Raw genomic sequence first — 5,144 nt, forward strand, 5'->3', positions numbered from 1 at the left:
TTCCGGCAGTCGTTCCCCGCCCCTTGGGGCGGGGGCAGTGCGTGGCGATATCCCCACGGTCCACTGTATCGGGCTTCATCCTCGTTTCTACTGTATCTGGGAGTCCGAGTTCTAACCCGGCTTCGAGCCCGATCGGGTGGAGGTGCATGGTTCACGATCTCCACGACAGCCAGCCCTGCGTTCGGTCGCTCCCCTCCATCCCCCCGCTTTATCGCCCTCCCGGCCCAATATTCTCGGGATGAAACTGCTCTTCGAACTCTCCGGCGAGCACCCCGACCTCCCGGTCTCAGAACTGGAGTGCGTGGGCCGTGTCCTCGATAGGCGGGCCCAGGTCGCCGTTGCCGAGTGCCCGGACCCGGAGGCCGTCGGGCGGCTTGCCCTGACGCACGTGGTGATGGAGTACCTCGGGGAGTGCGAGGCCACCCGCGAGGCGTTCGCAACCCTCCTCCGCGACCTCGCCATCCGGACCGATAAGCCGTTTGCCGGTCGGGTGAAACTGATCCAGGGGGCCCACATGGATGTGCCGCGTCTTGAGGCCGAGCGGCTGATCGGTGGTCTCGTCGCCGGCCCGGTCTCGCTCCGTGAGCCCGTCGAAGAGTACCGCGCCGTCGTCTCGGATGACCGCTGCTACTTCGGCCGCGTGATTGCGCGGATCGACCGGGGCGGGTTCGAGTACCGGAACCCCATGCGTCGGCCGTTCTTCCACCCCGGCGTGATGATGCCCCGGATGGGCCGGGCGCTCGTGAACATCTCCCTGGTCCGGTCGGGGGAACTGATCTTCGACCCCTTCTGCGGCACCGGCGGCATCCTCCTTGAGGCCCGCGAGATCGGCGTCCGGGTCCTCGGCAGCGACTTCGACCCCGCGATGGTCGCTGGCTACCGGCAGAACCTCCCCGGCTCGGACGTGATGATCGCCGACGCCACGGCGGTCCCGGTCTGCGACGGCGCCCTCGACTCGGTCGTGACCGACCTCCCCTACGGCCAGTCGGTCAGGATCCACGGGGAGAGCATGGACCGGCTCTACGACGGCTCGCTCGCGGAGATCCGGCGGATCCTCAGGCCGGGGAGGCGCGCGGTCGTCGTCACGCACCGCGACATCACGCCGATCGCCGCCCGGCACTTCACCATCCTGCAGGAGCACGAGCAGCGGGTGCATAAGAGCCTGACGCGCCGGATCCTGGTTCTCTCCTGACGGTTCCGGGGATACGGGGGCTGATGATGTCCTTTTTCGCACAGCCCGGCGTGACTTCCTGCCGGGTGCCGGCCCCGGTTTTATGAGGGGGCCGGGCGAATTTTATAGGTGGAAGTAAATTTTAAACGATACGGCCTTTACCTCATCCGGTGGCAGCTCTCGACACCGATCCTCGCAGTCGTGCTCTACTGGCTCGCGGGCCTCGGAGCGCTCGCCGCCACCATCGTCGCGAACTTCATCGGCGGCCTCATCTTCTTCTGGGTCGACCGGTTCATCTTCACCTCCGAGACGCTCGCCGCCCAGTGGGAGGTCAAAGAGGAGGTCCGGTGCGTGGACTGCGGCACGGTCGCCCGGGGCTATCGCCTGGTCAGGGCGAAGAACTATGACCGGTCCGACGACCCGGCCCCCGAGTTCCGGTGCGAGGCGTGCTCGAAGCGGAAGTCCGAGGAGCTCAAGAAGCGGGGCGTCGAGTGCTGAAGGGGGCGGGGCGCTTCCCCCTTCCTGCCGGTCCTTTCCTATGAGAGAGAGGTCGTCCCAGAAACCTGTATGAACCTTCAGTGCCCCCTTATCAGAACACGTTCCTCCGAGGATTCTATCATCTGAGCCACATCTATGGCAAGAAGGGTGAAACGGCTTCCCACTGAATATCGCCATCCGGGGGAGGGATCGGGAGGGGGTGTCCCCCCTCCCGGCAGAGGCATTCTGGGACGGCCTCAAACAAACCCCACCCCGACCCCCACCGCCGCGAGCGTCACGCACGCCCCAACCTGGACCGCCACGTTGTCGTCGAGCGGGAAGTATGCCTCGATGATCCCGCCGACCGCCGCGACGACCGCCGCCGCCCACCAGGGGATCAGGAGAGAGAGGGCGAGCGCGGCCGCGATAATTCCGGCAACCGTCCCCTCAAGCGACTTTTTTCCCCGGACGACGTGCCGCCCGAACCGCAGCCCGACGAGGGTTGAGACGCTATCGAGCACCCCGACCGTGACGAGGCCGACCGCCGTGTACTCCCGCGAAAAGACCGCAAGGCAGAAGAGCGCGCCGGCGGCGTAGGCAATGCCCCCCTTGAGCGGCACCTTCTCGTTCCGCTCCGATTCGTCCATCACCCGGGAGAGGACCGGGATGTCGTAACCGCGGGTGATGGCGTCGCAGACGAGGAACTGGGCGACGAGGGCGGCGCTCACGAAGATGAATGCTCCCCGGTCGTCCAGGCTGAGAATTACCGCGGCGCCGATGACCCCCATGAGAAGGTGGACTATCTGGCGAAACGTCTCGCTCATCGCACCCAGATAGCAGCGTTGCTAGATAAAGCATCGCGTGAGTGCTCTTCTCCAGCAGTGTATGCCGGCAGGTATCGGGCCTTTCGTCCGGGGGAAGCAGTCACTTTAAAGTAGTCTCCTTCCATCCTACACCCCGTGAGGGATAAGATCATGGCAGAGGTACGAAAATACGTAAACCCGCCTGCGGCTGAGGTGATGTGCGAGTTCCGGTTCCCCCAGGAGACCCCCTGGGACATGACGTATCCCGGCGTACTCTACAGCCACCTGAAAGAGACCTACCCGAAGCGTGACCAGCGCTACGTCCGCGAGGTGGTGATGCTCGTCGGTCCCGAGGGGCTCCGCGAGGAATTGCTCGTCACCGAACGGTCGATCTTCCTCGCCGAGGACGAGGGCTGCGCCGTCCAGGTCGGGCCCCGTCTCCTCTCGGTGAGCTGCCAGAAGCCCTACGTCCACTGGGAAGCCTTCTCGGAGCGGATCAAGAGCGTTTTTGACCGGTTCCGGGACGTCATGGGGGTCGACGCCATCGGGACCATGAACCTCCGCTACGTCAACCTCATCGAGATCCCGGAGCGGGAAGTGACGCTCTCGGACTACTTCGCCTTCTACCCGACCCTTCCGCCGGAACTCCCGCGGGTCCCGGAGGGGTTCATCACCGGGTGCGAGTTCACGTTCCATGACAACCGGGACAACTGCCGGGTGGAACTCACCGACGCCGTGCCGGAGTCGACGGAGAACAACGCGTTCCTCTTAAATATCGACTACTTCCTCGCGGAAGGCCAGAGTGTCCCGCTGGACGGGGTCACGGACTGGCTCGAGATCGCCCACACCCATGTCCGGGATATCTTCGAGGCCTGCATCAGGGACACTCTCCGCGACCTCTTCACCCTGCGGGAGGAGGTGCCGGCGCCGGCACGGTGAGGATCTATGGGCGATATCGTGCGGAGGTCCGGCCCGTTCACCGGGAGAGATAACGGATGATCCACACACGGGGAAGCGGCATACTCCTGCATATCACCTCCCTGCCGTCGGCGTACGGCATCGGGGACTTCGGCCCGGCGGCATACCGGTTCGTCGAGGCGCTTGAGCGAGCCCGGCAGCACTACTGGCAGATCCTGCCGCTCAACCCGACACAGAACGAATACGCTCACTCACCCTACAGCAGCCCGTCGGCGTTCGCTCTAAACCCCCTCCTCATCAGCCCCGAGCTCCTCGCCCGGGACGGTTACATCGACCCCGAAGACCTGGAGCTGCACCCCGACTTCCCGGAGGGCCGGGTCGCCTTTGAGGCGGCCGCCTGGTACCGGGATCGACTCCTCGCGCTCGCTTACCGGCGGTTCGCCGAGTCGGAGCCGGAGAGTGGTTACGAGACGTTCCGCGCCGGGGCGGGGTGGTGGCTCGACGATTACGCGCTCTTTGTCGCGCTCACCGACCACTTTCACGGGCTCTCCTGGAACCGGTGGCCGGAAGAGGTCCGGACCCGGCAGCCGGAGGCCCTCGGGGAGATGCGGGAGCGCCTCGCTGGGAGGATCCGGAAGGAGACCTTCCTCCAGTACCTCGCGGACCGGCAATGGTCGGCCCTCCGCCGGCACTGCACGGAGCACGGGGTCCAGGTCATCGGCGATATCCCGATCTACGTCGCCTACGAGAGTGCCGATGTCTGGGCGAGCCCCGGGATCTTCAAACTGGACGGGGACCTCCGCCCGACCGTTGTCGCCGGGGTGCCCCCGGATATCTTCAGCCAGACCGGGCAGCTCTGGGGGAACCCGGTCTACGACTGGCCTGCGCTCCGGGGACAGGACTACGACTGGTGGGTGCGCCGGATCGCCCGCTCCGGCGAGCTCTACGACCTCTTCCGGATCGACCACTTCCGGGCGTTCGCGGACTACTACGAGGTCCCGGCCGGCGATGCGACGGCCGAGCACGGTACCTGGGTCGACGGACCGGGAGCAGACTTCTTTGAGGCGCTTGCCCGGCGGCTCCCCTGCTTTGCCATCGTCGCCGAGGACCTGGGGGCGAATACCCCGGCGGTCCAGGGGCTTCTCGACCGGTTCGACCTGCCGGGGATGAAGATCCTCCTCTTCGCCTTCGGGGAAGGGATCGCAAGGAGCCCCCACATCCCCCATAACTATATTCCGAACCTCATCTGCTACACCGGGACGCACGACAACAACACATCAAGGGGGTGGTTTGAGGAGGAGGCGACGGAGGAGGACAGACAGCGGCTCTATGCCTACATCGGGAAGGAGGTAGGGGCGGACACCGTCCACCGCGAGCTCGTCCGTCTCGGGATGACCTCGGTTGCCCGGGTCTGCATCGTCCCGATGCAGGACGTCCTCGGCCTCGACGCAGCGGCAAGGATGAATTACCCCTCGACGGCGGAAGGGAACTGGGAGTGGCGGATGACGCCGGAGGAGCTCGATACGGCCCCATTTGAGTGGCTGTGGGGGCTGACGGAACTCAGTGGGCGGGGGTGAGTCGGTGGTGCTCAGGAAGCATGCAGAAATAAATTTTCTCGGAAAATCTGGTAGATGCTTATTGAGCAATTATCCGCATTTATGCGCGACGTTCCCTAGAATACAGGTATTCTTCGTAGCAACTCCCGGACGCGAATTTCGAGGGGGTATCGCCTCGGGGGGGTGGGGACAGGCGAGGGGGGGGTCCCCCCCCCCCCC

5 protein-coding genes are annotated in these 5,144 nt (G+C 65.3%); 4 read left to right on the top strand and 1 reads right to left on the bottom strand.

Going from position 1 to position 5,144, the window contains the following annotated elements; all coding sequences use genetic code 11:
* The first annotated feature begins 238 nt into the window (after positions 1 to 238).
* On the top strand, positions 239 to 1,192 hold the full coding sequence (locus tag BRA49_RS11680) for a methyltransferase domain-containing protein (RefSeq protein WP_292386266.1): 954 nt from the start codon (positions 239 to 241) through the stop codon (positions 1,190 to 1,192).
* 108 nt (positions 1,193 to 1,300) lie between these two features.
* Positions 1,301 to 1,669: a hypothetical protein gene (locus BRA49_RS11685; protein WP_292386267.1), complete on the top strand. Its 369-nt coding sequence runs from the start codon at positions 1,301 to 1,303 to the stop codon at positions 1,667 to 1,669.
* Between the two features lie 236 nt (positions 1,670 to 1,905).
* Here the strand turns inward: BRA49_RS11685 and BRA49_RS11690 are convergent, their stop codons facing one another.
* Positions 1,906 to 2,472 (bottom strand): diacylglycerol/polyprenol kinase family protein, encoded by a 567-nt coding sequence (locus BRA49_RS11690; RefSeq protein ID WP_292386268.1) that lies wholly within the window; start codon positions 2,470 to 2,472, stop codon positions 1,906 to 1,908.
* A 150-nt stretch (positions 2,473 to 2,622) separates the two neighbouring features.
* Between BRA49_RS11690 and BRA49_RS11695 the strand changes: the two genes are divergently transcribed.
* Both BRA49_RS11695 and malQ read left to right on the top strand, forming a co-directional pair.
* Complete coding sequence (locus BRA49_RS11695) at positions 2,623 to 3,390, top strand: TIGR04255 family protein (RefSeq protein WP_292386269.1); 768 nt, start codon at positions 2,623 to 2,625, stop codon at positions 3,388 to 3,390.
* Between the two features lie 56 nt (positions 3,391 to 3,446).
* Entirely contained in the window at positions 3,447 to 4,946 is a 1,500-nt protein-coding gene (malQ, locus tag BRA49_RS11700; RefSeq protein WP_292386270.1) for a 4-alpha-glucanotransferase, read from the top strand.
* Positions 4,947 to 5,144 lie beyond the last annotated feature (198 nt).

It is taken from the genome of Methanoculleus sp. UBA430 (genome assembly GCF_002506585.1).
GTDB lineage: Archaea > Halobacteriota > Methanomicrobia > Methanomicrobiales > Methanoculleaceae > Methanoculleus.

What these genes read in the sequence shown, in the direction of transcription:
- BRA49_RS11680 (WP_292386266.1), top strand. Translation starts at nt 239, where the DNA reads ATGAAACTGCTCTTCGAACTCTCCGGCGAGCACCCCGACCTCCCGGTC.
- BRA49_RS11690 (WP_292386268.1), bottom strand. Translation starts at nt 2,472, where the DNA reads ATGAGCGAGACGTTTCGCCAGATAGTCCACCTTCTCATGGGGGTCATC.
- BRA49_RS11695 (WP_292386269.1), top strand. Translation starts at nt 2,623, where the DNA reads ATGGCAGAGGTACGAAAATACGTAAACCCGCCTGCGGCTGAGGTGATG.
- malQ (WP_292386270.1), top strand. Translation starts at nt 3,447, where the DNA reads ATGATCCACACACGGGGAAGCGGCATACTCCTGCATATCACCTCCCTG.